The following is a 25,437-nucleotide window of genomic DNA, read 5'->3' as shown; positions in this document are numbered from 1 at the left end:
ATGACCAAGCCACAACCTCAAGCCATTTTTTTAATGGGACCAACAGCATCTGGCAAAACGGATCTTGCGATCCGTTTACGAGAAGAGCTGCCAGTTGAGTTGATAAGTGTTGATTCTGCCCTTATTTACAAAGGGATGGATATCGGTACAGCAAAGCCTGATGCGCATGAACTTGCATTAGCACCGCACCGTTTGATCGATATTCGTGATCCAGCGCAAAGTTATTCGGCTGCAGACTTCCGTGCTGATGCACTGAAAGAAATGGCTGATATAGTTGCAGCAGGGCGAATTCCTTTATTAGTTGGTGGTACTATGTTGTACTACAAGGCTTTATTGGAAGGTTTATCGCCTTTACCTGCAGCAGATCTTGAGGTTCGCGCAGGCATTGAACGAGATGCGGCTGAGTTTGGATGGCAAGCATTACATGATGAATTAGTAAGGATTGATCCTGTTGCTGGCGCAAGAATTCATCCAAATGATCCTCAGCGATTGTCTCGTGCATTGGAAGTTTTCCGTATTTCGGGTAAAACTTTAACTGAGTTAACAAAAACTCAAGGTGAATCTTTACCTTACAAGGTTCACCAATTTGCAATAGCTCCCATGGACAGGGCTGTACTGCATCAGCGCATTGAACTTAGGTTTAATAAGATGATCGAGGCAGGTTTTGAGCAGGAAGTGCGTGCTTTGCACGAGCGTGGTGATCTTCACCTAGAACTTCCTTCTATCCGCTGTGTTGGTTATCGCCAGATGTGGGAATATTTGGACGGGAATTATGACTTAGATGAAGCGGTGTTCCGTGGTATCTGTGCTACCCGTCAATTGGCAAAGCGTCAAATCACCTGGCTTCGCGGTTGGAAAGATTTGACCTGGTTGGATAGTAGTGATGTGGATTCCGCGTTACAAACAGTCACAAACTCAGTTAGATGTGATGTTTAATTAACGTGTATACTCTGAACTGCTTTGCGTATTTTTAGTTTTTGTTCGTTGCTAATACAACTACAAACAAATAAGGAAAAGAAATAATGGCTAAGGGGCAATCTCTGCAAGACCCGTTTTTAAATGCGCTGCGTCGTGAACGAATTCCGGTCTCAATTTACTTGGTAAACGGTATCAAACTACAGGGCCAAATTGAGTCTTTTGATCAGTTTGTGATTCTACTTAAAAACACCGTGAACCAAATGGTTTATAAGCATGCGATTTCTACAGTGGTTCCTGCTCGTCCAGTGAATCACCACCATGCAGGTGATCGCCCAGCAGGCGCTGAGCGACCAGAAAAAACTGAAGAATAAAATTCTTCCATAAGGAGTTAATTGCTTGTTTGACCGTTATGAAGCAGGTGAACAGGCGATTCTTGTCCATATTAACTTCACACAAGAAGGGGAATGGGAAGATCTCAGCGAGTTTGAAATGCTGGTCTCCTCGGCTGGAGTCAATACACTACATGTTGTAACAGGTAGCCGTAAGACTCCGCACCCTAAATATTATGTGGGTGAAGGTAAAGCGCAGGAAATTGCCGACGCGGTAAGAACAGCGGAAGCTGACATCGTTATCTTTAATCACTCCTTGTCTCCCGCTCAAGAGCGTAACTTGGAGCAAATCTGCCAATGTCGTGTACTTGATAGAACAGGTTTGATCTTAGATATTTTTGCCCAACGTGCACGTACCCATGAAGGTAAGTTGCAAGTTGAGTTAGCACAGTTACGTCATATCTCAACCCGATTGATTCGTGGTTGGACTCACCTTGAGAGACAAAAGGGTGGTATTGGTTTGCGTGGACCTGGTGAAACGCAGCTAGAAACAGATAGACGTTTATTGCGAGAACGAATTAAAACAATTCTACGTCGTTTAGAGAAAGTGGCTAAACAGCGTGATCAGGGAAGACGAGCACGTAATCGTGCAGAAATTCCAACGATCTCATTAGTGGGATATACCAACGCAGGTAAATCAACACTCTTCAATCGGATCACCGATGCGGGGGTTTACGCCGCCGATCAACTGTTTGCAACCCTAGATCCAACACTACGTAAAATTGAAGTCGCAGATGTGGGTACTGCTATTTTGGCAGATACTGTGGGCTTTATTCGACATCTTCCTCATGATCTAGTGGCAGCATTTAAAGCTACCCTAAAAGAAACACAAGAAGCGGATCTGTTGCTTCATGTGGTTGATGCGAGTGATGATCGCTTCCGTGAAAACATTGAAGCGGTAGAAACGGTATTAGAAGAAATCGACGCAGGTGAAGTGCCAGCGCTGGTTGTCATGAATAAGATTGATAACTTAGAGCACGCTGAACCGCGAATTGAACGAGATGATGAAGGTGTTCCTCGTCGTGTTTGGGTTTCAGCCATGGAAGGACAAGGCATCGACTTGTTATTCCAAGCATTAACCGAGCGTCTATCAGGTACTATGGTGGCGCATACTTTGCGTATTCCACCTGAGATGATTGGTCGTATTCGCAGTAAGTTTTATCAGCTTGGATGCATTTTGCGAGAAGAGTATGAATCAGATGGCTATCTGATGATTGATATTCGTTTACCCTTGGCGGAATGGTCTCGGTTACAAAAAAGAGAAAGTACTTCGTTAGATGACTTTATCGTTGCTTAATGGATTGCTAGAGTAATAAAAACTGTCGTCATATCATATTGATGGAGTTCTATAATGGCGTGGAATGAGCCTGGAAACAACGGCGGCCGTGATGATAAAGACCCTTGGGGTAATAACAATCGCGGTGGACGTGAACAAGGACCACCTGATCTCGATGAAGTTTTTTCAAAACTAAGTCGTAAAGTCGGTGGTGTGTTTGGAAATAAAAAAGGACCGAGTGGCAGCGGTAGTGCTGTTGGCTTGGGAGCTGTAGCTGTTTTAGCAGCGGCAGTTTGGGGTTTTTCTGGTTTCTATACTATCGGCGAAGCAGAACAAGGTGTTGTGTTACGTTTCGGTAAAGTAGAGAAAGAGGTTCAACCGGGTCTGAACTGGAAACCAACCTTTATCGACGAAGTTATTCCTGTCAACGTTCAGGCGATTCGTTCTCTTCGTGCATCAGGCTTGATGTTAACGAAAGACGAAAACGTATTGAAAGTTGAAATGGATGTTCAGTACCGCGTTGATAATGCAGAAAAATACCTGTTTAGCGTGACAAATGCTGATGACAGTTTGCGTCAAGCAACAGATTCAGCATTACGTGCTGTTATTGGTGATTCAACCATGGATCAGGCATTGACGACGGGTCGTCAAACAATCCGTGCGAATACTCAAACGGCGATTGATAAAATCATTGCAAAATACGACATGGGTATCCGTGTTGTTGATGTGAACTTCCAGTCTGCTCGTCCGCCAGAAGCGGTGAAAGATGCATTCGATGATGCGATTGCAGCGCGAGAAGATGAAGAGCGTTTCGTTCGTGAAGCAGAAGCCTACAGTAACGACATTTTGCCAAAAGCAACGGGTCGTGCTGAGCGTCTGAAGAACGAAGCGGAAGGTTATTCTGAGCGCGTGGTTAATGGCGCACTGGGTGACGTAGCACAGTTTGATAAGTTGCTACCTCAATACCTAGCAGCTAAAGACGTAACACGTGAGCGTTTATACCTAGATACGATGGAACGCGTTTACAGCAACACAAGTAAAGTATTGATCGATACTAAATCGGGCGATAGTAACAACATGATGTATATCCCATTGGATAAGCTGATGAGTCAGTCTAACCAAGCGGTGAAGCAGCAAGGTAGTTCAGACCGATTAGATGGTATTGAGTTAGAAAAAGTGGAAACTCCAGCTCCAGTCGCACCAGCTCCACGAGCTGAAACTGGCCGTCAAGGGAGATATTAATTATGCGTAAGTTAATGATCCCAGTAGTAGTGATTTTTATTGCTCTATTATTGATGTCAATGTTTGTGGTGAAGGAAGGCGAGCGTGGTATCGTGGTGCGTTTCGGTCGTATCTTAAAAGATAACAATACTGAAGTTGCCCGAATTTACGAGCCAGGTTTGCACTTTAAGGTGCCTGTGTTTGACCGTGTACACGATCTTGATGCACGTATCCAAACCATGGATGATCAAGCTGACCGTTTCTTAACTGCTGAGAAAAAAGACGTAATCATTGATACCTATGTTAAATGGCGTATCAAAGATTTTGGCAAGTACTACCTGGCAACAGGTGGTGGTAATACATCGACTGCTGAAACGCTATTAAAGCGTAAAGTTGTTGATAGCCTACGTGCTGAAATCGGTGCGAAAGAAATTAAGCAGATCGTTTCTGGTAAAGATAGCGGTGCGAGTGCAGCGAAAGATAAGTCTGACGTTGCACAAACTAAAGCAGCTCAAGCTGCATTAGATGTGATTGAAGGCGTAGTACTTGTTAAAGAAGTTGAAGGTCAACGTGATCAAATCATGGAAGACGTACTTAATGAAACTCGCGATAGCGCGAAAGATTTAGGTATTGAAGTGGTTGATTTCCGTATTAAGAAAATCAACTTGCCGGATGAGATCAGTGAGTCTATCTACCGCCGTATGCGTGCAGAGCGTGAATCAGTTGCGCGTAGTTACCGCTCCCAAGGTCGTCAACGTGCTGAAGAATTACGTGCACGTTCAGAGTTAGAAGTGGCAACAATTCTTTCTGAAGCGAAGCGTAAAGCGCAGGTTATCCGTGGTGACGCGGATGCGAAAGCGGCTGAGATTTACGCTAAAGCTTATAGTCAAAACCCAGAGTTCTACAGCTTCTGGCGTTCACTAAAAGCTTACGAGAAGAGTTTCAATTCGAAGAACGATGTATTAGTTGTTGATCCTAACAATGAATTCTTTAAGTACATGAATCATTCAGAGCTTAAAGCAAACTAACGTATCAGAACTGATATAAGTGATTGTAAAGACAAGGTTTCGGCCTTGTCTTTTTTTATGGGATAAAAAGAGCATGTCGAACACAATTTGGATGGCATTAGGGCTTGTGTTGGTGGTTGAAGGGCTTGGTCCATTATTGGCACCTCGCGGATGGCGAGAAATGGTTAGCCAGTTAAGCCAACAAAATGATAATACTTTGCGACGTATTGGCGGCTGTTTAGTCGTTGCAGGAACTGTTATTGCGTATATGATGTATAGACAGATGTAAAATACATAAGCACACAATCGTGACAGTTAGCTTGCAGAAATGTTCCATATGGCTAAAAAATGACTGCAAGGTGAATGTTAAGGTGCTAGAATCCCTTTTTAACTACTGATAGATGAAGAAAGATGGCAAATAATGTAGTCGTTCTTGGCACCCAATGGGGTGACGAAGGTAAAGGTAAAATCGTTGACCTACTGACCGAAGATGCAAAATATGTGGTTCGCTACCAAGGCGGTCACAATGCTGGTCACACCCTAGTTATTGACGGTGAGAAAACTGTTCTTCACCTGATCCCATCAGGTATCCTACGAGACAATGTTAAATGCATCATCGGTAACGGTGTTGTGCTTTCTCCTGATGCACTTATGAAAGAAATGGGTCCACTAGAAGAGCGTGGTATCCCTGTTCGTGAGCGTCTATTCCTGTCAGAAGCTTGTCCACTTATTCTTCCTTACCACATTGCTCTTGACCAAGCGCGTGAAGCAGCTCGTGGTAAAAAAGCTATCGGTACAACTGGTCGTGGTATCGGTCCTGCATACGAAGATAAAGTTGCACGTCGCGGTCTTCGCGTTGGCGATCTTTTCAATAAAGAAGCGTTTGCAGAGAAGCTTAAAGAAGTGATGGCTTACCACAACTTCCAACTTGAGCACTACTACAATGCTGAGCCTGTAAGCTACGAAGCTGTACTTGAAGGTGTGATGGCACAAGCTGATATCCTAACTTCAATGGTTATCGACGTAACTAAAGAACTTGATGACGCACGTCTACGTGGCGACAAGATCATGTTCGAAGGTGCACAAGGTACACTGCTTGATATCGACCACGGTACTTACCCGTACGTAACTTCTTCTAACACAACTGCTGGTGGTGTTGCTGCAGGTTCTGGTTTTGGTCCTCGTCACCTAGGTTACATTCTAGGTATTGCGAAAGCTTACTGTACTCGTGTTGGTGCAGGTCCTTTCCCAACTGAGCTATACGATGGTCTAGACAAGCAAGATCCAGTAGGTAAGCACCTAGGTACTGTTGTACACGAGTTTGGTGCAACAACTGGTCGTCTACGTCGTACTGGTTGGTTCGATGCTGTTGCTATGCGTCGTGCGGTACAAATCAACTCTATCTCTGGTTTCTGTCTAACTAAGCTAGACGTACTAGATGGTCTAGAAGAGCTAAAAATCTGTACTGCGTACAAGACTAAGACTGGCGAGATCCTAGAAGTATCTCCAATGGCAGCTGACGAGTACGAAGGTCTAGAGCTTGTTTATGAAACAATGCCAGGCTGGAGCGAGAAGACTTTCGGTGTTAAATCACTAGAAGAGCTTCCACAAGCAGCACTAGATTACATCGCTCGTATCGAAGAGCTAACTGGTGTGCCAATCGATATTATCTCTACAGGTCCTGACCGTAACGAGACAATCATCAAGGTTCACCCATACGGTGAATAATCGCTGATGTGAATTTGATAAAAACCAGCTTTCGAGCTGGTTTTTTTATGCCTGTTGCACAGATGAAGCATAATGCTGGAATTATGGGAGCAAGATCATCACGGCAAGAACGAAGTTAGCTAAAGTCTTTTGATGATACGTCGATAAAGAATTATTCCTTAACCTGAGATCATGATAATGACGAAGCTTCCAATATTGCTTTTGGTCAGCCATTTATTGCTGCCTTCAGCTTATGCATTAAATGATGTGGGTGATGCTGTACCTGTTTATACCGATGACGAACTCATCAAGTTATTTGCAACTAATCAACATCTGCAAAAGGTAAAAGCAGATGACTGCCAATTAGTACAAGATATTAAGGCCCGAGCTGAGCGGGTTGAATCACCGTCTTATCAGTTTTTATATGGTGATATGTTAGCGTGGGGCGTTTGTGTCCCGAAAGACATTGAACAAGGCTTGTATTACATGCGTGAGGCAGCACAGCAAGGATCGCCAGTTGCCTTGGAGCAGTTAGGACGTTATTACTCTCGTGGTATTTTACTACAGCAAGATAGAGAGCGTGCGATTCCCTACCTGCGAGAGGCGGCAGCACTGGGTAATATTAAGGCTCGATTGCAATTAGCTGAGCTATTGGTATCAGATCATGGTAGCCCATTGGATTATGAAGATGCCTATCGCTGGTTGTATCAAACCACAACGGATAACCAATCTTTGTATCGTCAGCTTAAAAACTTACGCCATCGATTAGAGCAAAGAATGCCAGAGAATATTATTGCGCGAGCCAAGCAGCGATCGACACTATGGTAAGTATGGTTTCAATTGTTCAAGATAGTAAAAAGCACAGCATAAGCTGTGCTTTTTTGTTTGACTTAAGAAGCTCTTAAGGTGAATTACAAAATCTTATGAGGACCAAAGCATTCGTAGTGAATTCGATCTTCACTAACGCCTAATGCTAGTAGTTGCTTGGCGATGCTTTGCATGAAGCCAACAGGACCACAGAAATAGAATTGCATCTTATCATCAGCAAGTTGTGTAGCCACTTTGCTAAGATCCATGAGTCCTTGGTAATCATAATCTTCAGCAGGAAGATCAGTATCAAGCGGTGCGTTATACCAAGTCAGATCTTGGATGTGAGCATGTTTTTCTGCTAGTGCTTTAACCTGTTTTTTGTAAGCATGCTGCACGCCATTTTCAGTAGCATGTAGCCAGTTAACTGACGCTTGATGTTCGGTTAATGATTCAAGCATTGAAAGAGTTGGTGTTAAGCCGACACCTGCTGAGAGTAAGGTGACAGGTGTTTTAGCATCAACCTCCAAAAAGAAGTCACCAGCTGGTGCTGCCAGCATGACTTTATCGCCAATATTAATGTGATCATGTAGGTAGTTAGAGACCTTACCTTGGACTTCACGTTTAACTGAAATACGGTACTGATCGTCTTGCGGTGCTGAAGATAAGCTGTATTGACGAATTTCTTGGTTTTCTAACTCGTCAGCATTGAGGTAAATACCTAGATATTGTCCTGGTTTGTAGTTTGCAACTTTACCGCCATCAACGGGTTTGAAAGTAAAGCTGGTAATGAATTGGCTGTCTTGTTGTTTGTTGGTAACGATAAACTCACGAGTACCACGCCATCCACCATCTTTATTCTCATTTTCTTGGTAGATCTCTTCTTCGCGGCTAATAAATATATTGGCTAACACACCATAAGCTTCCGCCCACGCATCAAGCACTTCTTGTCCTGGCGATAATAGTTCATCAATAGTTGCAAGTAGGTGAGTGCCGACAATGTTGTATTGCTCAGCCGTGATTAAAAAACTGGTGTGCTTATGGGCAATTTTTTCAACGGCTGGTAGTAATACTGCAAGGTTGTCGATGTTATTTGCGTAAGCACATACCGCATTAAACAGTGCTTCTTGCTGACTAGAAGGGCCGTTGTTTTCTCGATTTTGCTGGTGGCTCATGTTAAAAACATCTTTTAGCTCAGGATTGTGGCTAAACATACGTTGATAAAAATGCTGTGTTACCACAGGGCCTGCTTTTGCAATGACAGGGGCAGTCGCTTTAACAATATCGATCGTTTTTTGATTAAGCATGAGCGCTTCCTTAAACATGTATTTATAATATATGTTATAAGTTGTATCTGATCTGTATCTTTTAGTCAATAAGAAGATTAAAATAACAGCAGGAGGGACGATTGTGCAGTTAACCAGTTTTACCGATTATGGCCTACGCGCCTTGATATATCTTGCATCTTTGCCTGAAGGCGAATTAGCAAGTATCACAAAAGTGACTGAAACGTATAATGTGTCACGTAACCATATGGTTAAAATTATCAATAAATTAGGTCAGTTAGGCTATGTTGAAACGGTACGCGGAAAGAATGGTGGTATTCGTTTAGGTATGCCTGCAAGTACGATCATTGTTGGTGATGTTGTGCGCGCTATCGAGCCATTACAAATTGTTAATTGCAGTGCTGACTTTTGTCATATAACACCCGCTTGTCGATTAAAGGGCATATTGGCAAATGCACGAGAAGCATTTTTAGCCGAGTTAGATAATCATACTTTGTTAAGTTTGGTAGAAGATAACGCCCCTTTGCTGGATTTGTTAAATAGCTCTAACCAGTGATAGTTGATCACTTGGTATATATTCAGTTTGTTTATTCCTCCCAAAATTTAGTGGAACAGCAATGTTATTAGGGCTGTTCCCGTCTGATCACCTAAGAGCCAGATATACTTCAGGTATAGCTTGGCCTACAGGAAAAATTTATGTCTAAAGGTACTACCGATTTACCGGTCGACCCTTTTCGCGATCGCGAAGCATCTAATTATGAAAACCCGATCCCAAGCCGTGAACACTTACTAGAAGTGATTCGTGGTTTTAGTACCCCGGTGAGTCGTGACCAGTTGTTTGCTGAGCTTAAGCTAGAAGGCGATGACCACTATGAAGGCTTACGCCGTCGCTTACGTGCGATGGAGCGTGATGGCCAATTAATTTATACGCGTCGTCAATGTTATGCATTGCCGGAGCGTCTTGATTTGATTAAAGGTTACGTGATTGACTACCGTGAAGGTTTTGGCTTTTTACGTCCAGAAGGTTCATTAGGTAAAGATGACGATTTGTTATTACCTAATCACCAAATGCGCAGTGTATTGCATGGCGATTACATTTTGGCGCAAGCGGCAGGCGAAGATAAGCGCGGTCGTAAAGAAGCACGTGTAGTGCGAGTGCTGCAAGAAACCAAAGCACAAATTGTTGGTCGTTACTTCTTAGAAGACGGCATGGGCTATGTTGTGCCTGATGATTCTCGTATTGCGCAAGATATCATTATCCCGAAAGATGGCCGTTTAGGCGCACGTATGGGTAATGTAGTGGTGGTTGAGATCAATCAGCGTGCAACACGTCAACATAATGCAGTAGGTAGCATCGTTGAAGTACTGGGTGAAAACATGGCACCGGGTATGGAGATTGATATCGCATTGCGTACCCATGATATTCCTCATGAGTGGCCGTCAGAAGTTGAAAAAGAAATTAAGAATCTGACCGAAGAAGTGCCAGAGGAAGCGAAACAAGACCGTGTTGATTTACGTCAATTACCATTAGTAACCATTGATGGTGAAGATGCACGTGACTTTGATGATGCGGTTTACTGTGAGCGTAACACCGATGGCGGCTGGCGTTTATGGGTTGCGATTGCTGATGTGAGCTACTACGTTCGTCCAAAATCAGCACTAGATAATGAAGCGGTGAAACGTGGTAACTCGGTTTACTTCCCATCGCAAGTGATCCCAATGTTGCCTGAAGTGCTATCTAACGGTTTATGTTCATTGAACCCACAAGTGGATCGCTTGTGTATGGTGTGTGAAATGAACATTTCAGAAACCGGTGAGCTAACAGGCTACAAGCACTACGAAGCGGTAATGAATTCACATGCCCGTTTAACTTACACCAAAGTAAGTAAAATGTTGGACGGTGATGAAGAGCTACGTGCTCGTTATGAGCCATTAGTGCCGCACCTAGAAGAGCTGTACAGCATGTATAAAGTGCTGAAATCAGCGCGTGAAGAGCGTGGTGCGATTGAATTTGAAACGGTAGAAACCCAGTTCATTTTCAATGCTGATCGTAAGATCGATCGTATCGTGCCAGCTGTGCGTAACGATGCTCACAAGATCATCGAAGAATGTATGATTTTAGCGAACATCGCTTCAGCACGTTTTGTTGAAAGTGCTAAAGAGCCAGCGTTGTACCGTGTTCACGATACGCCAGGAGAAGAGCGCTTACAGGGCTTCCGTGATTTCCTTGGTGAGCTAAGCTTACAACTTGGTGGTGGTTTAGAGCCAACACCAAAAGATTACGCAGAGCTTGCGCATGCAATCCAAGAGCGTAATGATCGTGAATTAATTCAAACCATGCTGCTACGCTCAATGAAGCAGGCAGTTTATCAAGGTGACAATATTGGTCACTTTGGTTTGGCATTGACTGAATACGCGCACTTTACTTCGCCAATTCGTCGTTACCCAGATTTAACCTTGCACCGTGCGATTAAATACTTAATTGCTAAGCAAGCAGGTAATACTGGTCGCAGTACTGCAACAGGTGGCTTCCATTACTCATTTGATGAAATAGATGCATTAGGTGAGCAATGTTCGATGACCGAGCGTCGTGCTGATGATGCAACCCGTGATGTGTCAGATTGGCTAAAATGTGAATATATGCAAGATCACTTAGGTGATGCATTTGAAGGCGTGATTGCCAATGTGACGGGCTTTGGTTTCTTTGTTCGTTTAAACGAGCTGAACATTGATGGCTTGGTACACATTTCAAACCTTGCGAACGATTACTACCAGTATGATCCAATTGGTCAGCGTCTGGTGGGTGATAGCTCTGGTGTTGTTTATCGCCTTGGCGATACCGTCAAAGTGAAAGTTGCATCAATTAACTTAAATGATCGCCAAATTGACTTTGATATTGTTGGCTCAGAGCGTAAACAACGTGGTGCGGGTAAAACGGCGAAAGGTCGTGAGAAAAAGCAGCGTTTACGTAAAGCCGATGGTCTTCGTCGTCAAAGCATGAAAGTGTATAAAGTTGAAGGCGGTGAAGCGAAACCTGAAGAACGCATTGAAGCAAAACGCGAACGTTCATCAGTACGCAAAAAGTTAAAAGAAGGCGCTATTCCTTTGGCTGACGAGAAGAAAAAGCCGAAGAAGAAAAAGCGCGGTAAGTCGGATGAAAAGCCGACCATAGAGCGTAAAAGAAGACCGACGAAAGCACGTAAGAAGAAAAAATCGCGTGCAGGTAAAGCAGAACGAGCAGCAAAGAAGAATAGTAACTCATGAGTAATGAAATGATTTTCGGTATCCATGCCGTTAAAGCCGTATTAGCTTCTGATCCAGCGCGCTTTATTGAAGTGTTTGCGCTAAAAGGCCGTCAAGATGAGCGTCTAATGCCTGTGATCAACGAGCTACAAATGCTGGGTATTACGATTCAAGAAGCTGGTCGTAAAGCCCTTGATGACAAAGTGAAAGGTGCTTCTCACCAAGGTATCGTTGCCCGTGTTCGTCCTGGCAAACAATACAACGAGAACGATCTTGATGATTTGCTTGCTGGTAAAGAAAATCCGCTGCTGTTGATCCTAGATGGCGTAACAGATCCGCATAACTTAGGTGCGTGTTTACGTAATGCAGATGCTGCAGGTGCGATTGCTGTTGTGGTACCAAAAGATCGCTCAGCGCAGCTTAACGCGACTGCAAGTAAAGTAGCATGTGGCGCAGCTGAAATTGTTCCGCTAGTACGTGTGACTAACTTGGCGCGTACCATGCGTGCACTACAAGAGAAAGGCGTGTGGATTGTGGGTACCGCAGGAGAAGCGACGCATGATATTTACCACAGCAAACTAACTGGCCCTCTTGGTATCGTAATGGGTGCGGAAGGTGAAGGTATGCGCCGTTTAACCCGTGAAACCTGTGATGATTTGATCAAAATTCCAATGGCGGGGTCGGTATCAAGCCTTAACGTTTCTGTGGCGTCTGGTATTTGCTTATTTGAAGCCGTACGTCAGCGCAGCTAGAAGCATCGTTGCTCACATAGAGTGAGATAGCGTGATAAACACCCTTGTTCAAGCGATTGGATAAGGGTGTTTTTGTTGGTCTGTACAAACAGTCAAGATAACTTGCCAGTTGAGCGTAAAAACCTCGGTAGGTTGATTAGAATTATCTTGCTTCGGGTGATCATTCTCTGTACTATCCGTTGTCCAAATTCTCGGTTCTTTTTTTAGTTCCTTGCTTCCCCAGGATAACCGAGCCAACAAGGGAAGCTGAATAATCCGTAAGGAGCAACCTATGCGTCATTACGAAATCGTATTCATGGTGCACCCTGATCAAAGCGAGCAAGTTGCTGGCATGATCGAGCGTTACACTGCTGCTATCAAAGATTCTGGTGGTCAGATTCACCGTCTAGAAGATTGGGGCCGTCGTCAAATGGCTTACCCAATCAACAAACTGCACAAAGCACACTACGTTCTAATGAACGTTGAAGCTGAGCAGTCTGTAGTTGACGAGCTTGAGTCAAACTTCCGCTTCAACGACGCAGTGATCCGTAACATGATCATGCGTACTAAGAACGCTGTTACTGAGCCATCTCCAATGATGAAGGCTAAAGAAGAGCGTTTCACTAAGCGTGAAGATCGTGCAGAAGCACAATCTGAAGGCGAAGCAGCTGCTGAGTAATTTGTATCAATGACCAATCGTCTGGAGTTAGTTGGCTTTATTGCTAAAGAACCCAAACGAAGCCAATCTCCTGCGGGCATTTCTCATTGTCACTTTGTGCTTGAGCATCGCTCGATACAACAGGAAGTCGGCTTACCACGTCAAGTATATTGCTATATTAACGTGGTAGTCAGCGGCAACGGTCAACAAGTACTCACTCAAGATTTAGCTATCGGAAGCAATGTTAAGGTAGGAGGTTTTATCTCTTATCAAACTAGCCGAAATGGCATTGGTAAATTAGTATTGCATGCCGATCACATTGACATAATTTAGATCAGGAGATAGCCCATGGCTCGTTTCTTCCGTCGTCGTAAATTCTGCCGTTTCACTGCAGAAGGCGTACAAGAGATTGACTACAAAGACGTAGCAACTCTAAAAAACTACATCACTGAAGCTGGTAAAATCGTACCTAGCCGTATCACTGGTACTCGCGCTAAATACCAACGTCAGCTAGCTCGCGCTATCAAGCGTTCTCGTTACCTAGCACTTCTACCATACACTGACAAGCATCAGTAATCGGTAGTAGTTTTTAGACTTTTATAGAGGACAAGATAATGCAAGTTATTCTACTTGATAAAATCGCTAACCTAGGTGGCCTTGGCGACCAAGTTAACGTTAAAGCTGGCTACGCTCGTAACTTCCTTATCCCACAAGCTAAGGCAGTAATGGCAACTAAAGCTAACGTTGAAATGTTCGAAGCACGTCGTGCAGAGCTAGAAGCTAAAGTTGCTGAGCAACAAGCTGCTGCTCAAGCTCGCGCTGAAGCATTAAACGCTCTAGAAGCAGTAGTTATCGCTTCTAAAGCTGGTGACGAAGGTAAACTATTCGGTTCTATCGGTACTCGTGACATCGCTGACGCTGTAACTGCAGCTGGCGTTTCACTAGTTAAGAGCGAAGTACGTCTACCTGAAGGTGCACTACGTACTACTGGCGAATTCGAAGTTAGCGTTCAGCTAAACTCTGATGTATTCGCAACTGTTAAACTAAACGTTGTTGCTGCAGAGTAATAGCTTTTAGCTTTAATAGAAAAAAACCAGCCTTCGGGCTGGTTTTTTTGTATCTGCATTTCGGCAAACCTTCAGCTGTCTCGTACTGATTACATGCTATAGATCAAGCTGACAATTGTACTGGAATCGAAATTCTTCATGTTGGCTGGTACCCAAGTGTAATAGGTATAGTTAAAGCCAACACTTAAGCCTAGATTATCGGTAATGGAATTGGTGACAGATAAATCGTTTTGGATTGTGGTGTTACTTTTACCTGCGACCACATTGATTTTATTGTCGAGAGTTAAGGTTTTCAGTGGTTTCCATGACATGGTGACAGAGCTTTGTAATACCCCTTCATTTACCACTTCTGGTTTGACAATATCGCCATCGATTTCATCCAGATTCGGATCTTGGTGACGAAAGCCCGGACCGATATCGATCAAGGTTTGGAAAGTCTCGTAGCTAAATAAACGGTAACCGATACTAGCAGAGACTAGGGAGTCCACATAGTAAGGGCCATAACGGTCATCAATATAACTACCATTGGCATACAGGTAGTAACCATCTCGGATCATCATTTGGGATTTTAGATTAGTCGAGATTTTACGCTTATCTTCTTCACCGTTTTTCTTCGCCATTAACAGGCTGGTATCAGCATCGGTTTTGTAACGTCCGTTGATGTATTCCAGATTGTAATTGGCATTTAAGGTTTGTGAATCAGAATTCCCTGCCAGTGAGGTAAAGCCTAAGCCAACTTCACTTTTAAAATGTGTGGGTGAGGTATCTTCAGTGTCTTGATCGTCAGCAGCGTAAGCTGCCGTATTGGCAAGCAGCAATAAAGTCAGTAGGTATCTTGCCAAAGTTCCTCCCACGGCAGGTCGTCGAATAAGCATGATTGATGATAAGCATTGTGCGTCCGCATTCTAACTCAAATTTGTCAGCTTTTGGTTAGGAATCGTTGTACTCAACTACCAGTTACTTCAAAAAGGCGCATAATTAATAGCAGAGAGGTTTGATAAGAGTCATACGTTTATGACTGCTCAGATCCGAATGGATGAGGTATACTAATACGCTTCATTCTTGTTCTTGGCTAATGCGCAATTTCTATGGCAGATAATAGTAAACCGAAAAAACCTAAAGATAACCAAATGGACGCCATTAAGATGCCGCCTCACTCGCTAGAGGCTGAGCAATCTGTTCTTGGTGGTTTGATGTTGGATAACGAAAAGTGGGATATGGTCGCTGAAAAAGTGGTGGCTAATGATTTCTACAGTCGTCCACACCGGATTATCTTTCAGGCAACGGCTGCACTATTAGAAGCAGGCCAACCGCTAGATTTAATCACCTTATCTGAGCACCTAGAACAATCTAGCACGCTTGATGATGTCGGTGGCTTTGCTTATTTAGCCGAGCTTGCGAAAAATACCCCGTCTGCGGCAAATATCTTAGCCTATGCTGATATTGTGCGTGAGCGCGCACTTATTCGTGACATGATTGGTGTAGCGAACGAGATTGCAGATGCTGGTTATGATCCTCAAGGCCGCACCAGTGAAGATTTGCTGGATATGGCGGAGAGTAAAGTTTTTGCGATTGCGGAACAACGTACTAACGATAAAGAAGGTCCGCAAAACGTTGATACGATCTTAGAAAAGACTTTAGAGCGTATCGAGATCTTATACCAATCACCACAAGATGGTGTAACAGGTGTATCCACAGGCTTTACTGATCTGAATAAGAAAACCGCAGGCTTGCAAGGTTCCGATTTGATCATTGTGGCGGCGCGTCCATCGATGGGTAAAACCACGTTTGCGATGAACTTGTGTGAAAACGCAGCAATGGAGCAAGAAAAACCTGTACTTATTTTCTCGTTAGAGATGCCCGCAGAGCAGATCATGATGCGTATGTTGGCGTCACTATCACGCGTCGACCAAACTAAAATTCGTACTGGTCAATTAGATGATGAAGACTGGGCACGTATTTCATCAACAATGGGTATTCTGATGGAGAAGAAGAATATGTACATTGATGATAGTTCTGGTCTGACACCGACGGAAGTACGCTCTCGTGCACGTCGTATTGCCCGTGATAATGGTGGTTTAAGCCTTATTATGATCGATTACCTTCAGCTTATGCGTGTGCCGGGTCTGCAAGATAACCGTACCTTAGAAATTGCCGAGATCTCTCGCTCACTAAAAGCCCTTGCGAAAGAATTAAACGTCCCGGTTGTTGCGCTATCGCAGCTTAACCGATCGTTGGAGCAACGTGCTGATAAACGCCCTGTTAACTCAGACTTGCGTGAATCTGGTGCGATCGAGCAGGATGCCGACTTAATTATGTTTATTTATCGTGATGAGGTTTATCACGAAGACAGTGCCCTAAAAGGGATCGCTGAAATTATTTTAGGTAAGCAACGTAATGGTCCTATTGGTACCGTTCGCCTGACCTTCCAAGGCCAGTTCTCTCGCTTTGATAACTATGCTGGCCCTGCTTACGACGAAGAGTAAGCGTTAGAAAATTATTTAGGATTTTGGATGAAAGCAGCAACCGCGCATATAGATACCGACGCTTTGGCTCATAATTTGGGTCTGATCCGTCAACAAGCACCGAACAGTAAAATTTTAGCGGTCGTTAAAGCAAACGCTTATGGACATGGACTACTGCGAGTAGCCCAAAGCCTGACTAATGTTGATGCCTATGGTGTGGCACGTATTGAAGAAGCCTTAATGTTACGTGCAGGTGGAGTAGTAAAACCTATCTTGTTATTAGAAGGTTTCTACGCACCGAGTGATTTACCAGTATTAGTGACCAATAATATTCATACTGTGGTGCACTCGATAGAGCAATTGGAAGCACTTGAGCAAGCTGAACTTGAGAGCCAAGTGAAGGTATGGGTAAAAATTGATACGGGTATGCACCGCTTAGGTGTACGTCCTGAAGATCTGACTGATTTTATGGCGCGCTTAAATGCGTGTGAGAACGTCGCTAAGCCACTGCGCTTTATTAGTCATTTTGGTAATGCTGACGATTTAAGTTCAGACATTACATTGCAGCAGTTAGATACTTTCTTAAATCTTACCCAAGATTATCAAGGTGAACGTTCACTGGCGGCGTCGGCTGGCGTGTTAGCTTGGCCTGACAGTCAGTTAGAATGGATCCGCCCAGGGATCATCATGTACGGTGTATCACCGTTTAATGAGCCTGAGCGTTATGCATCAGCTTACGATTTAAAGCCGGTAATGACATTAACGTCGAGCATTATTGCGGTACGTGATGTGAAGAAAGGGGAAAAAGTCGGTTACGGTGGTATCTGGACCAGTGAGCGAGACACCAAAATGGGTGTGATTGCGATTGGTTACGGTGATGGCTACCCACGTTCAGCACCCAATGGTACCCCCGTTCTGGTTAATGGTCGTATTGTACCAATGGCAGGTCGTGTTTCTATGGATATGCTAACGGTCGATTTGGGTCCTGATGCGCAAGATAAAGTTGGTGATACTGCTATTTTATGGGGCGAAGGATTACCTGCTGAAATCGTTGCAGAGCACATTGGCACCATTGCTTATGAGCTTATTACAAAATTAACCCCACGAGTTGCGATGGCATACACATAACAACTCAGCGTTGGACGATTTGTTTTAATGGAAGAAAGAAAAATAAAAGCCGTGGCAATTGCCGCGGCTTTGTTGGTTTCAGCGGACATTCATGCTGAAAATGAACCAGTAGATATTCATGCATCGCCTAAGTCAGAAACATCGGATTCTGACATTGCAGCAGTGCCATTTATGTTTTCTACCGATAGCATGGGGCTTTCTGCGGGTGTGGTAGGTGTAGTGAAAAAAGCCGGACAACCTCAAGCATCTTTACTAGGTGCCGGACTGGTGACAGATAAAGGCACTTGGATGACCTATTTAGGTGCTTACAATTATGCACTATCACCGGATAGCCGTTGGTTATTTGGCGCAGAGCTCTACAGTGGTGATTATAAAGATTTTAATTACTACGTTGGTAAAGCAGCACAAATTAACTCCCATGCAGACGAAATGATCATTGCCGATGCGCAAGAAGCACTGCATCAATTAAGTGCCCGTTATATATTGCCTATCGGGCAAGCTAAGCATGATCCAATCAAAGCGGCACTATATCCATCACGTAAACTCACAGGGCACACGCCTTGGGAAAGTGGCGTCTCATCAATTGATTTGCGTCCGTTCTATCAAGCACGTAAGTTTGCAAATAACACTCAACTTCCTCCTTCTGATTTTGCCACTAACGATAGCGTTTGGGGCTTAGAAACCCGTTTTGAGTGGAATAACCAAGATCGAAGTGCTAATCCGACACAAGGGAGTAAAACTCAGATTAAGCTGACTTATGCCCCTGATACTTCCGATCAAACAAGCTGGTGGAAGTGGGAGCTTAACCAAAGCTGGTATTGGGATTTGGGTAAATGGGACAATCTATTTGATCAGCAAGTATTTGCATTTAACGTTTATACAGCTGATACCCCTAGTTGGAATAACACTGATGCTGAGCATGGTTATCATCGCCCACCTGAATATGCAGGGGTAAAGCTTGGCGGTTTATATCGCTTGCGTAGCTATCAAACTGGACGCTTTGTTGGACGCTCAGCCATTAGTTACAGCGCAGAATATCGTGTAATGCCAGAATGGCAACCTCTAGGCGATTGGTAGGTGTTTAATTGGTACGACGTGCCATGGTGGCAGTGGGTTGCATTTGCTGATGTAGGGCGAGTGGCTGACAGTTATAACGTTTCGGAGCTGCACTCGAGCATGAAATGGAGCGCAGGTGGTGCGGTAAGATTCCAAGTTGAAGGAGTCGTTGTACGTACTGAAATGGCGTGGGGCAATGAAGAGAGTATCTTCAGAGTCATGGTTAACCAACCGTTTTAATGAATAGAAAGCGCAGCTTATTGATGAAGATAAGCCGCGCTTTTGTGTTTTTATTCACCCTGAATGGTGATCACGACACGGCGAGCGCCACCGTGGTCGCGGTGCTCACCTAAGTAAATACCTTGCCATGTTCCTAGAGCTAAGCGTCCTTGTGAAATAGGAATAGAAATACTGTTACCAAGCAATGAGCTTTTGATATGCGCTGGCATGTCATCATCACCTTCATAAGTATGTTGGTAATAGGGAGCGCGCTCTGGCACAAAACGGTTAAAGTGTTGCTCCATATCGTAACGAACCGTCGGATCAGCATTTTCGTTTATGGTCAGGCTAGCTGAGGTGTGTTGAATGAAACAATGCACCAATCCTACCGTTAAAGGTCGGATCTCAGTTAAATGTTGCTCTATTTCGTCAGTGATCAGGTGAAAACCACGCTTTTGAGGAGTAAGATTAATTGTTTTTTGATACCACATGGCTATTTACCTATAGGTTTAACCTTTTAGTTTAATTAGTTATTCGCATTATTACATTGATGCGAAATACAGGTATGATGCATTCAAGTTTTCGTGATTGAACGCAATGACGATCAATGCCTTTCGTCGCATTATCACGAGTGATCAAAAAATTATAAAGAAGCCTTTATCATAGGCTAACGAGCATAAATCGGGGATCTTTCGCAGGAACACAATGAGAGCGGAAGATGAACATAACAAAATTAGGATATTTTTATGTTGAAGAACATCAACCCAACGCAAACCCAAGCGTGGCAAGATCTAACCGCACACTTTGAACAAGCTCAAGATTTCCAACTTAGCGACTTATTCGCCAATGATAATGCGCGCTTCTCTAAGTTTTCTGCGCAATTTGGCTCAGATATCCTAGTCGATTACTCGAAAAACCTGATCACTGAAGAAACCCTAACTAAGCTATTTGCGCTTGCTAAAGAGACTGAGCTAGATGCTGCGATTGCTGACATGTTCAGTGGCGCGAAAATTAACCGCACAGAAGATCGTGCAGTACTTCACGTAGCATTGCGTAATCGTAGCAATACACCAATCATGGTTGATGGTGAAGATGTAATGCCAGCTGTTAATGCGGTACTTGAGAAGATGAAGTCTTTCTCAGAGCGCATCATCAGCGGTGAGTGGAAAGGTTACACAGGTAAAGAAATTACAGATATCGTTAACATCGGTATCGGTGGTTCAGATCTTGGTCCTTACATGGTGTCTGAAGCACTAGGCGCTTACAAAACTCGCCTAAACATGCACTTTGTATCTAACGTTGACGGCACGCACATTGCTGAAACGCTAAAAGATCTCAACCCAGAAACAACACTATTCCTAATCGCATCTAAAACCTTCACAACGCAAGAGACTATGACTAATGCATTATCTGCACGTGATTGGTTCCTAGCAAAAGCTGAAGATAAAGCACACGTTGCTAAGCACTTTGCTGCGCTTTCAACTAATGGCGAAGCTGTCGCTGAATTTGGTATCGATACTGATAACATGTTCGAGTTCTGGGACTGGGTTGGTGGTCGTTACTCACTATGGTCAGCAATCGGTCTATCAATCTGTCTAGCAGTCGGTTTTGATAACTTCGTTGCGCTACTAGACGGTGGTCATGCGATGGATAAGCATTTCGCAGAAGCACCACTAGAGCAAAAGCTACCTGTGATCCTTGCGCTTATTGGTATTTGGTACAACAACTTCCACGGTGCGGAAACAGAAGCAATCTTACCGTACGACCAATACATGCACCGTTTTGCTGCATACTTCCAGCAAGGTAACATGGAATCAAACGGTAAATATGTTGACCGTGGTGGTAACCCTGTAGATTACCAAACAGGTCCAATCATCTGGGGTGAGCCTGGTACAAACGGTCAGCACGCGTTCTACCAGCTAATTCACCAAGGTACAAAACTGATCCCATGTGATTTCATTGCACCTGCAATTAGCCATAACCCACTGGGTGATCACCATCCAAAACTAATGGCTAACTTCTTCGCACAAACAGAAGCATTAGCATTTGGTAAGAGCCGTGAGCAAGTTGAAGCTGAATTTATTGCCGCAGGTAAGTCACTAGAAGATGTGAAAGATCTGGTTGAATTTAAAGTGTTTGAAGGTAACCGTCCAACAAACTCAATCTTAGTGAAAGAAATTACACCTTACACATTAGGTGCAATGATTGCGCTATATGAGCACAAGATTTTCACTCAAGGTGTAATTTGGAACATCTTCAGCTTCGATCAGTGGGGTGTAGAGCTTGGTAAGCAGTTAGCAAACCAAATTCTACCAGAGCTAAACAACGCTGAAACCATTGCAAGCCACGACAGCTCAACGAACGGTTTGATCAATGCATTCAAACAATGGCGTGCATAAGCCTAAGTTAATGTACTGATAAATAAAAACGCCGCTAATTAGCGGCGTTTTTCTATCATCTTAGCAATGGCTTTTATAGTGCAACAACTTCGCTAGCTTGTGGACCTTTCTGACCATCAGTTACGATAAACTCAACACTTTGGCCTTCGCGTAAGGTTCGGCGTCCCTGAGCTTGGATTGCGCTGAAGTGTACAAACACATCTTTACCATCCGCGCCAGAAATAAAACCAAAGCCTTTGTCATCGTTGAACCATTTTACGGTTCCAGTCAGTTTACTCATGTACGTCTTTCCCTTTTAGACAGATAATATGCAGTCATCGCTTATCAATAGGTGACAAGGTGCGTATGACGATATCTAGTCTAGACCGAATTAATGGCGATGAGTAGTCTTTTATTTAAGAATTAAGGTATTAATAAAGCTCTTAATAAATAAAGACATAGGAAGGGTAAGCACAATCAACCAGCCGTTAGTTAATTGTGCAGCAGAGTAGTGCTGTGAGAGTGAAAAATCAGTCGAAGCAAATTTCGATATAAGCTTTGCCATATTCAGAATCAAACGGCATTAAAATAATTGCGTTGTCGCACTTATGGGTAATGGTATGCCCTTTGCCGGATACAACAGCTGGCGTTGCCATATCAAAATCATAGCCACTTTCAGCAAGTGTACGTTTAGCACCACCAGTCACCATATTGGTAATTTCACCTACCATATCGGTGACATCTTCATTGATACCAGCAGGACGTTCTCCAAGCATGCGTTGCATGATCTCAAGGGCTAATTCCTGTTCAAAGGTGATCGACATAGAGCCTTTGGTTTTAGGACCAATCATGCCAATTAATCCGGAGACATCACCACGGGCAATTTCATCTTTCTTTAATCTTGGCTTTTGCGGTGTCATCGGCATTGATGCCATGGTATTAAGCACATTGATCAGTGAAGCAAGAAAAGGGTTAATAAACTCTGCGCGCATAATAATCTTTAGACTGTTAGTTAAGGTTAAATGACTGGTTTACTTGGTTTGGCATTTCTCACAAACACCATGGCTTTCAACAACGTGATGATTGATCTTAAAGCCAAATTTTTCTGATTTTTGACGAAGTAGTTTTGCGAGTTCATCGTCATGGCACTCTTCTACACAACCACATTCATCACAAATTAACAGTTGTGAGCAGTGATCGGCATGGCCGAGAACACAACATGCAATATAGCTGTTGGTAGACTCGACTTTGTGAATAAAGCCCTGTGCTAATAGAAAATCTAAAGCACGATAAATTGTTGGTGGTTTTGCCTGTGGCTCAGAGATCTTAAGGAGATCGAGTAATTCATAAGCACTAACAGAACTGTGGTGCTCAATGATCAACGCTAACACTTTTAAACGTTGTGGCGTCAGCCGAACACCTCGTTCTTCACAGAGCTGTTGTGCTTTGGCTAATAGTTGGGCTTGATCCGCCATAAAACCTCAAAAAAACAACAATAACGTTCTTATTTTATCACAGCCACCCAGAAACTTACCGTAACTTAGTGTTGAAGCTGTAATAAGCAGTAAGATTTCGTGTTGATGATCACGGAACGGGAGAAATAAGAATAACTAAAGGGGAGGTTATTACATTAGTGATTGCGATGACTCGAAATATTCCTTTTAGACTTGTTTTAGTTCTGTTCGTTATTTTTTGTCAGTGAGTCATTGAGTGATAAAAATCTAATTATTACCTTTTGGTAATAATCTTTTGTATTTTGGTTGTATTGTGTGTTTTTGGGTAATTGTTAATATAGCGCCATCGAAACGTGAGATGCGTTTATTCATAATTATAAAATAGAAGGTTTACCGATGAACACCATGATCAAAGCAACACTGACTGCCGCTATTATTGCTACTTCTTTTACAGCTTCTGCAAAAGATGGTGCATTTACAGGTAACGTACAATTTGATGCACCACAAAATACAGCGACGTCAGCATGCCACTACGCTGTAAATGGTACAGCAGATAAATCACACTCAGGTATTGTGATCACAACAGCGAATACAAAAATGACGTTTGCTGAGAAGCTACTATCAGCAGCGGATAAGTAATTTATCCTCTAAATGTAATAAATTTTTCTTTTAATCAATACTGTTATTCTCATTGTAATAATGACGTAGCATCAACTAGAAAATAATAAAAATAACCTGATGCTGTGCGAAGCTAGCTTTTTAAATCCCCGTTTACGGTAGCGACGTCATGAGATGAGCTAACAATGTTCGTGAATGCATACATTATTTATTGGAGATCTAACATGACATGTTTTATGAACAAGTTTGTTGCGTTATATAAGCCAGTATTTGCTGACATGTATAAAAGCGAGAATATGACAAAATAACAGCAATATGCTTTTAAATAGAAACTGTAAGTGAAGGGCTTTGGACTATGTTCAAGGCCCTTTTCATTTTAGGGGCGTTATTCGATAGTGTTTCGTATATGGGTTCCCCTTTGGCTCAACGGCGTTTTAGGGTAGAATCCGCTTTCTTCAGAATACGCCTTATATTATGTCTCTTATTATTGAGCGATCTTATCGTGAAGTAGATACGTAAATAGGGGGTAAAGTTCTGAACTTAATACGTAAACCAATCCAAACAGGGTATAAAAATGACAAATGTTGTAGACGAGACAATGAAAAATAACTTGTCAACTCAAAGTGTTACAGGCGATTTTCCAATGCAGCGTTTTTCTGTCGCACCGATGCTGGATTGGACTGACCGTCACTGTCGTTACTTCCACCGCATTATGAGTAAAGAAGCCTTGTTGTACACCGAAATGGTAACAACAGGTGCAATTATTCATGGTAAAGGTGATTTTCTTGCTTATAACGAGGAAGAGCACCCAGTCGCGCTGCAATTAGGTGGTTCAAACCCAATTGATTTGGCGCGTTGTGCAAAACTAGCGCAAGAGCGTGGCTATGATGAAATTAACCTAAACGTAGGTTGTCCGTCTGATCGTGTTCAAAACGGTATGTTTGGTGCATGTTTAATGGGTGAAGCCGAGCTAGTAGCACAGTGCGTAACAGCAATGCGTGATGTGGTTGATATTCCTGTTACCGTGAAAACCCGTATTGGTATTGATGATCAAGATTCTTACGAGTTCTTGAAAGACTTTATCCATGTAGTGTCAGATAAAGGTGGTTGTGATAACTTTACTATCCACGCGCGTAAAGCATGGTTAAGTGGTTTAAGCCCGAAAGAAAACCGTGAAATTCCGCCACTGGATTACCCACGTGTTTACCAACTAAAGCAAGATTTTGCTCATTTAACCATGGCTATCAATGGTGGCATTAAAACCTTTGAAGAAATGGAAGAGCACCTAAAACATATGGATGGTGTGATGGTTGGTCGTGAAGCGTATCAAAGCCCATACCTAATGGCAGAAGTGGATCAACGTTTATTTGGTAGCGAACGCCCTGTGATGAAACGTCGTGAAGTGGTTGCAGCGATGTACCCATACATTGAAAAGCAATTAGCGAACGGTTCATACCTGGGTCATATTACGCGCCATATGCTGGGTTTATTCCAAAACATGCCGGGTGCACGTCAATGGCGTCGCCACATCAGTGAGAATGCACACAAACCGGGAGCGGGTATTGAAGTGGTACAGCAAGCACTTGATAAAATCCCTGCGCATTTAGATGTGTAACTCGTTGGTGAAAATCACTATTAATGAGTGAGTTTTACTAATTTATAAGTAGAAGGCTGATCCGCAAGGGTTGGCCTTTTTTATATCTTTATGAAAACAAAGGATTTAATGTTGGCTCTTGTTTGGCGTGGTTTGTGCAATATACATTGGTAATAAAGGTAAATCGTATTCACCGTTACTTGTTTTTGTCGCTC

26 protein-coding genes and 1 pseudogene are annotated in these 25,437 nt (G+C 43.3%); 21 read left to right on the top strand and 6 right to left on the bottom strand.

Annotated features, from left to right (window positions below; all coding sequences use genetic code 11):
* From miaA to motX, 8 genes are all read left to right on the top strand, one after another.
* Entirely contained in the window at nt 1-936 is a 936-nt protein-coding gene (gene miaA / locus Q7674_RS20440; RefSeq protein WP_008986087.1) for a tRNA (adenosine(37)-N6)-dimethylallyltransferase MiaA, read from the top strand.
* Nucleotides 937-1,022: 86 nt separating this feature from the next.
* Nucleotides 1,023-1,289 (top strand): RNA chaperone Hfq, encoded by a 267-nt coding sequence (gene hfq, locus Q7674_RS20435; RefSeq protein ID WP_008986088.1) that lies wholly within the window; start codon nt 1,023-1,025, stop codon nt 1,287-1,289.
* Nucleotides 1,290-1,314: 25 nt separating this feature from the next.
* Nucleotides 1,315-2,604 carry a ribosome rescue GTPase HflX gene (hflX, locus tag Q7674_RS20430; RefSeq protein WP_008986089.1) on the top strand — a complete coding sequence of 430 codons (1,290 nt, stop codon included), beginning with the start codon at nt 1,315-1,317 and terminating at the stop codon, nt 2,602-2,604.
* A gap of 54 nt (nt 2,605-2,658) precedes the next feature.
* Complete coding sequence (hflK, locus tag Q7674_RS20425) at nt 2,659-3,825, top strand: FtsH protease activity modulator HflK (RefSeq protein ID WP_008986090.1); 1,167 nt, start codon at nt 2,659-2,661, stop codon at nt 3,823-3,825.
* A gap of 2 nt (nt 3,826-3,827) precedes the next feature.
* Nucleotides 3,828-4,832, top strand: a complete 1,005-nt coding sequence (gene hflC / locus Q7674_RS20420) for a protease modulator HflC (RefSeq protein WP_305423228.1) — start codon at nt 3,828-3,830, stop codon at nt 4,830-4,832.
* 73 nt (nt 4,833-4,905) lie between these two features.
* The gene (locus Q7674_RS20415) at nt 4,906-5,100 is read left to right on the top strand and encodes a DUF2065 domain-containing protein (RefSeq protein ID WP_008986092.1); all 195 of its coding nucleotides are present in this window, start codon (nt 4,906-4,908) and stop codon (nt 5,098-5,100) included.
* Nucleotides 5,101-5,222: 122 nt separating this feature from the next.
* A complete protein-coding gene (locus tag Q7674_RS20410; protein ID WP_305423226.1) occupies nt 5,223-6,539 on the top strand; it encodes an adenylosuccinate synthase in 1,317 nt (438 codons plus the stop codon).
* A 168-nt stretch (nt 6,540-6,707) separates the two neighbouring features.
* Complete coding sequence (gene motX, locus Q7674_RS20405; RefSeq protein WP_392397302.1) at nt 6,708-7,346, top strand: flagellar protein MotX; 639 nt, start codon at nt 6,708-6,710, stop codon at nt 7,344-7,346.
* An 83-nt stretch (nt 7,347-7,429) separates the two neighbouring features.
* On the opposite strand, the gene hmpA is transcribed toward motX, so the two are convergent.
* A complete protein-coding gene (gene hmpA / locus Q7674_RS20400) occupies nt 7,430-8,632 on the bottom strand; it encodes an NO-inducible flavohemoprotein (RefSeq protein WP_045064934.1) in 1,203 nt (400 codons plus the stop codon).
* Between the two features lie 103 nt (nt 8,633-8,735).
* Between hmpA and nsrR the strand changes: the two genes are divergently transcribed.
* The 7 genes from nsrR to rplI all read left to right on the top strand — a co-directional run bounded on the left by nsrR (nt 8,736) and on the right by rplI (nt 14,310).
* Entirely contained in the window at nt 8,736-9,167 is a 432-nt protein-coding gene (nsrR, locus tag Q7674_RS20395; protein ID WP_008986096.1) for a nitric oxide-sensing transcriptional repressor NsrR, read from the top strand.
* 140 nt (nt 9,168-9,307) lie between these two features.
* Nucleotides 9,308-11,875: a ribonuclease R gene (gene rnr / locus Q7674_RS20390; protein ID WP_305423223.1), complete on the top strand. Its 2,568-nt coding sequence runs from the start codon at nt 9,308-9,310 to the stop codon at nt 11,873-11,875.
* On the top strand, nt 11,872-12,606 hold the full coding sequence (gene rlmB, locus Q7674_RS20385; protein ID WP_045064932.1) for a 23S rRNA (guanosine(2251)-2'-O)-methyltransferase RlmB: 735 nt from the start codon (nt 11,872-11,874) through the stop codon (nt 12,604-12,606). Before rnr ends, rlmB begins: the two co-directional genes overlap by 4 nt.
* A 271-nt stretch (nt 12,607-12,877) precedes the next feature.
* Complete coding sequence (rpsF, locus tag Q7674_RS20380) at nt 12,878-13,264, top strand: 30S ribosomal protein S6 (protein ID WP_008986099.1); 387 nt, start codon at nt 12,878-12,880, stop codon at nt 13,262-13,264.
* Between the two features lie 9 nt (nt 13,265-13,273).
* Complete coding sequence (gene priB, locus Q7674_RS20375) at nt 13,274-13,576, top strand: primosomal replication protein N (protein WP_305423221.1); 303 nt, start codon at nt 13,274-13,276, stop codon at nt 13,574-13,576.
* Between the two features lie 15 nt (nt 13,577-13,591).
* Nucleotides 13,592-13,819 (top strand): 30S ribosomal protein S18, encoded by a 228-nt coding sequence (rpsR, locus tag Q7674_RS20370; RefSeq protein ID WP_002539422.1) that lies wholly within the window; start codon nt 13,592-13,594, stop codon nt 13,817-13,819.
* 38 nt (nt 13,820-13,857) lie between these two features.
* Nucleotides 13,858-14,310 (top strand): 50S ribosomal protein L9, encoded by a 453-nt coding sequence (rplI, locus tag Q7674_RS20365; RefSeq protein WP_008986101.1) that lies wholly within the window; start codon nt 13,858-13,860, stop codon nt 14,308-14,310.
* Nucleotides 14,311-14,399: 89 nt separating this feature from the next.
* On the opposite strand, the gene Q7674_RS20360 is transcribed toward rplI, so the two are convergent.
* Complete coding sequence (locus Q7674_RS20360; protein ID WP_305423219.1) at nt 14,400-15,152, bottom strand: DUF481 domain-containing protein; 753 nt, start codon at nt 15,150-15,152, stop codon at nt 14,400-14,402.
* A 246-nt stretch (nt 15,153-15,398) separates the two neighbouring features.
* Between Q7674_RS20360 and Q7674_RS20355 the strand changes: the two genes are divergently transcribed.
* The 3 genes and pseudogenes from Q7674_RS20355 (at nt 15,399) to Q7674_RS20345 (ending at nt 19,199) form a co-directional block, all read left to right on the top strand.
* Nucleotides 15,399-16,796, top strand: coding sequence for a replicative DNA helicase (locus Q7674_RS20355; protein WP_008986103.1), 1,398 nt, complete (start codon nt 15,399-15,401; stop codon nt 16,794-16,796).
* A 27-nt stretch (nt 16,797-16,823) separates the two neighbouring features.
* A complete protein-coding gene (gene alr / locus Q7674_RS20350) occupies nt 16,824-17,903 on the top strand; it encodes an alanine racemase (RefSeq protein ID WP_045064929.1) in 1,080 nt (359 codons plus the stop codon).
* A 27-nt stretch (nt 17,904-17,930) separates the two neighbouring features.
* Nucleotides 17,931-19,199, top strand: a pseudogene (locus Q7674_RS20345) (BamA/TamA family outer membrane protein).
* Nucleotides 19,200-19,249: 50 nt separating this feature from the next.
* On the opposite strand, the gene Q7674_RS20340 reads toward Q7674_RS20345, so the two are convergent.
* Nucleotides 19,250-19,669, bottom strand: a complete 420-nt coding sequence (locus Q7674_RS20340) for a secondary thiamine-phosphate synthase enzyme YjbQ (protein WP_023932170.1) — start codon at nt 19,667-19,669, stop codon at nt 19,250-19,252.
* Between the two features lie 255 nt (nt 19,670-19,924).
* Between Q7674_RS20340 and pgi the strand changes: the two genes are divergently transcribed.
* Entirely contained in the window at nt 19,925-21,577 is a 1,653-nt protein-coding gene (pgi, locus tag Q7674_RS20335) for a glucose-6-phosphate isomerase (protein WP_043128802.1), read from the top strand.
* Between the two features lie 73 nt (nt 21,578-21,650).
* Here the strand turns inward: pgi and Q7674_RS20330 are convergent, their stop codons facing one another.
* The 3 genes from Q7674_RS20330 to zur all read right to left on the bottom strand — a co-directional run bounded on the left by Q7674_RS20330 (nt 21,651) and on the right by zur (nt 23,031).
* Nucleotides 21,651-21,857, bottom strand: coding sequence for a cold-shock protein (locus Q7674_RS20330; protein ID WP_008986108.1), 207 nt, complete (start codon nt 21,855-21,857; stop codon nt 21,651-21,653).
* 229 nt (nt 21,858-22,086) lie between these two features.
* The gene (locus Q7674_RS20325) at nt 22,087-22,548 is read right to left on the bottom strand and encodes a chemotaxis protein CheX (RefSeq protein WP_008986109.1); all 462 of its coding nucleotides are present in this window, start codon (nt 22,546-22,548) and stop codon (nt 22,087-22,089) included.
* 39 nt (nt 22,549-22,587) lie between these two features.
* Nucleotides 22,588-23,031, bottom strand: a complete 444-nt coding sequence (gene zur / locus Q7674_RS20320; RefSeq protein ID WP_008986110.1) for a zinc uptake transcriptional repressor Zur — start codon at nt 23,029-23,031, stop codon at nt 22,588-22,590.
* Nucleotides 23,032-23,406: 375 nt separating this feature from the next.
* Here zur and Q7674_RS20315 point away from each other — a divergent pair, with 375 nt between their 5' ends.
* The gene (locus Q7674_RS20315) at nt 23,407-23,649 is read left to right on the top strand and encodes a hypothetical protein (protein ID WP_008986111.1); all 243 of its coding nucleotides are present in this window, start codon (nt 23,407-23,409) and stop codon (nt 23,647-23,649) included.
* Between the two features lie 577 nt (nt 23,650-24,226).
* The gene (gene dusA / locus Q7674_RS20310; RefSeq protein WP_045064945.1) at nt 24,227-25,243 is read left to right on the top strand and encodes a tRNA dihydrouridine(20/20a) synthase DusA; all 1,017 of its coding nucleotides are present in this window, start codon (nt 24,227-24,229) and stop codon (nt 25,241-25,243) included.
* Nucleotides 25,244-25,437: the final 194 nt, after the last annotated feature.

This window comes from Photobacterium leiognathi (assembly GCF_030685535.1).
Lineage (GTDB): Bacteria > Pseudomonadota > Gammaproteobacteria > Enterobacterales > Vibrionaceae > Photobacterium > Photobacterium leiognathi.
Note: the sequence above shows the minus strand (reverse complement) of the source record. Positions and strands in the feature narration are given on the sequence as shown.

What these genes read in the sequence shown, in the direction of transcription:
- miaA (WP_008986087.1), top strand. Translation starts at nt 1, where the DNA reads ATGACCAAGCCACAACCTCAAGCCATTTTTTTAATGGGACCAACAGCA.
- hfq (WP_008986088.1), top strand. Translation starts at nt 1,023, where the DNA reads ATGGCTAAGGGGCAATCTCTGCAAGACCCGTTTTTAAATGCGCTGCGT.
- hflK (WP_008986090.1), top strand. Translation starts at nt 2,659, where the DNA reads ATGGCGTGGAATGAGCCTGGAAACAACGGCGGCCGTGATGATAAAGAC.
- hflC (WP_305423228.1), top strand. Translation starts at nt 3,828, where the DNA reads ATGCGTAAGTTAATGATCCCAGTAGTAGTGATTTTTATTGCTCTATTA.
- Q7674_RS20415 (WP_008986092.1), top strand. Translation starts at nt 4,906, where the DNA reads ATGTCGAACACAATTTGGATGGCATTAGGGCTTGTGTTGGTGGTTGAA.
- Q7674_RS20410 (WP_305423226.1), top strand. Translation starts at nt 5,223, where the DNA reads ATGGCAAATAATGTAGTCGTTCTTGGCACCCAATGGGGTGACGAAGGT.
- hmpA (WP_045064934.1), bottom strand. Translation starts at nt 8,632, where the DNA reads ATGCTTAATCAAAAAACGATCGATATTGTTAAAGCGACTGCCCCTGTC.
- rnr (WP_305423223.1), top strand. Translation starts at nt 9,308, where the DNA reads ATGTCTAAAGGTACTACCGATTTACCGGTCGACCCTTTTCGCGATCGC.
- rlmB (WP_045064932.1), top strand. Translation starts at nt 11,872, where the DNA reads ATGAGTAATGAAATGATTTTCGGTATCCATGCCGTTAAAGCCGTATTA.
- rpsF (WP_008986099.1), top strand. Translation starts at nt 12,878, where the DNA reads ATGCGTCATTACGAAATCGTATTCATGGTGCACCCTGATCAAAGCGAG.
- priB (WP_305423221.1), top strand. Translation starts at nt 13,274, where the DNA reads ATGACCAATCGTCTGGAGTTAGTTGGCTTTATTGCTAAAGAACCCAAA.
- rpsR (WP_002539422.1), top strand. Translation starts at nt 13,592, where the DNA reads ATGGCTCGTTTCTTCCGTCGTCGTAAATTCTGCCGTTTCACTGCAGAA.
- rplI (WP_008986101.1), top strand. Translation starts at nt 13,858, where the DNA reads ATGCAAGTTATTCTACTTGATAAAATCGCTAACCTAGGTGGCCTTGGC.
- Q7674_RS20355 (WP_008986103.1), top strand. Translation starts at nt 15,399, where the DNA reads ATGGCAGATAATAGTAAACCGAAAAAACCTAAAGATAACCAAATGGAC.
- alr (WP_045064929.1), top strand. Translation starts at nt 16,824, where the DNA reads ATGAAAGCAGCAACCGCGCATATAGATACCGACGCTTTGGCTCATAAT.
- Q7674_RS20340 (WP_023932170.1), bottom strand. Translation starts at nt 19,669, where the DNA reads ATGTGGTATCAAAAAACAATTAATCTTACTCCTCAAAAGCGTGGTTTT.
- pgi (WP_043128802.1), top strand. Translation starts at nt 19,925, where the DNA reads ATGTTGAAGAACATCAACCCAACGCAAACCCAAGCGTGGCAAGATCTA.
- Q7674_RS20330 (WP_008986108.1), bottom strand. Translation starts at nt 21,857, where the DNA reads ATGAGTAAACTGACTGGAACCGTAAAATGGTTCAACGATGACAAAGGC.
- Q7674_RS20325 (WP_008986109.1), bottom strand. Translation starts at nt 22,548, where the DNA reads ATGCGCGCAGAGTTTATTAACCCTTTTCTTGCTTCACTGATCAATGTG.
- zur (WP_008986110.1), bottom strand. Translation starts at nt 23,031, where the DNA reads ATGGCGGATCAAGCCCAACTATTAGCCAAAGCACAACAGCTCTGTGAA.
- Q7674_RS20315 (WP_008986111.1), top strand. Translation starts at nt 23,407, where the DNA reads ATGAACACCATGATCAAAGCAACACTGACTGCCGCTATTATTGCTACT.
- dusA (WP_045064945.1), top strand. Translation starts at nt 24,227, where the DNA reads ATGAAAAATAACTTGTCAACTCAAAGTGTTACAGGCGATTTTCCAATG.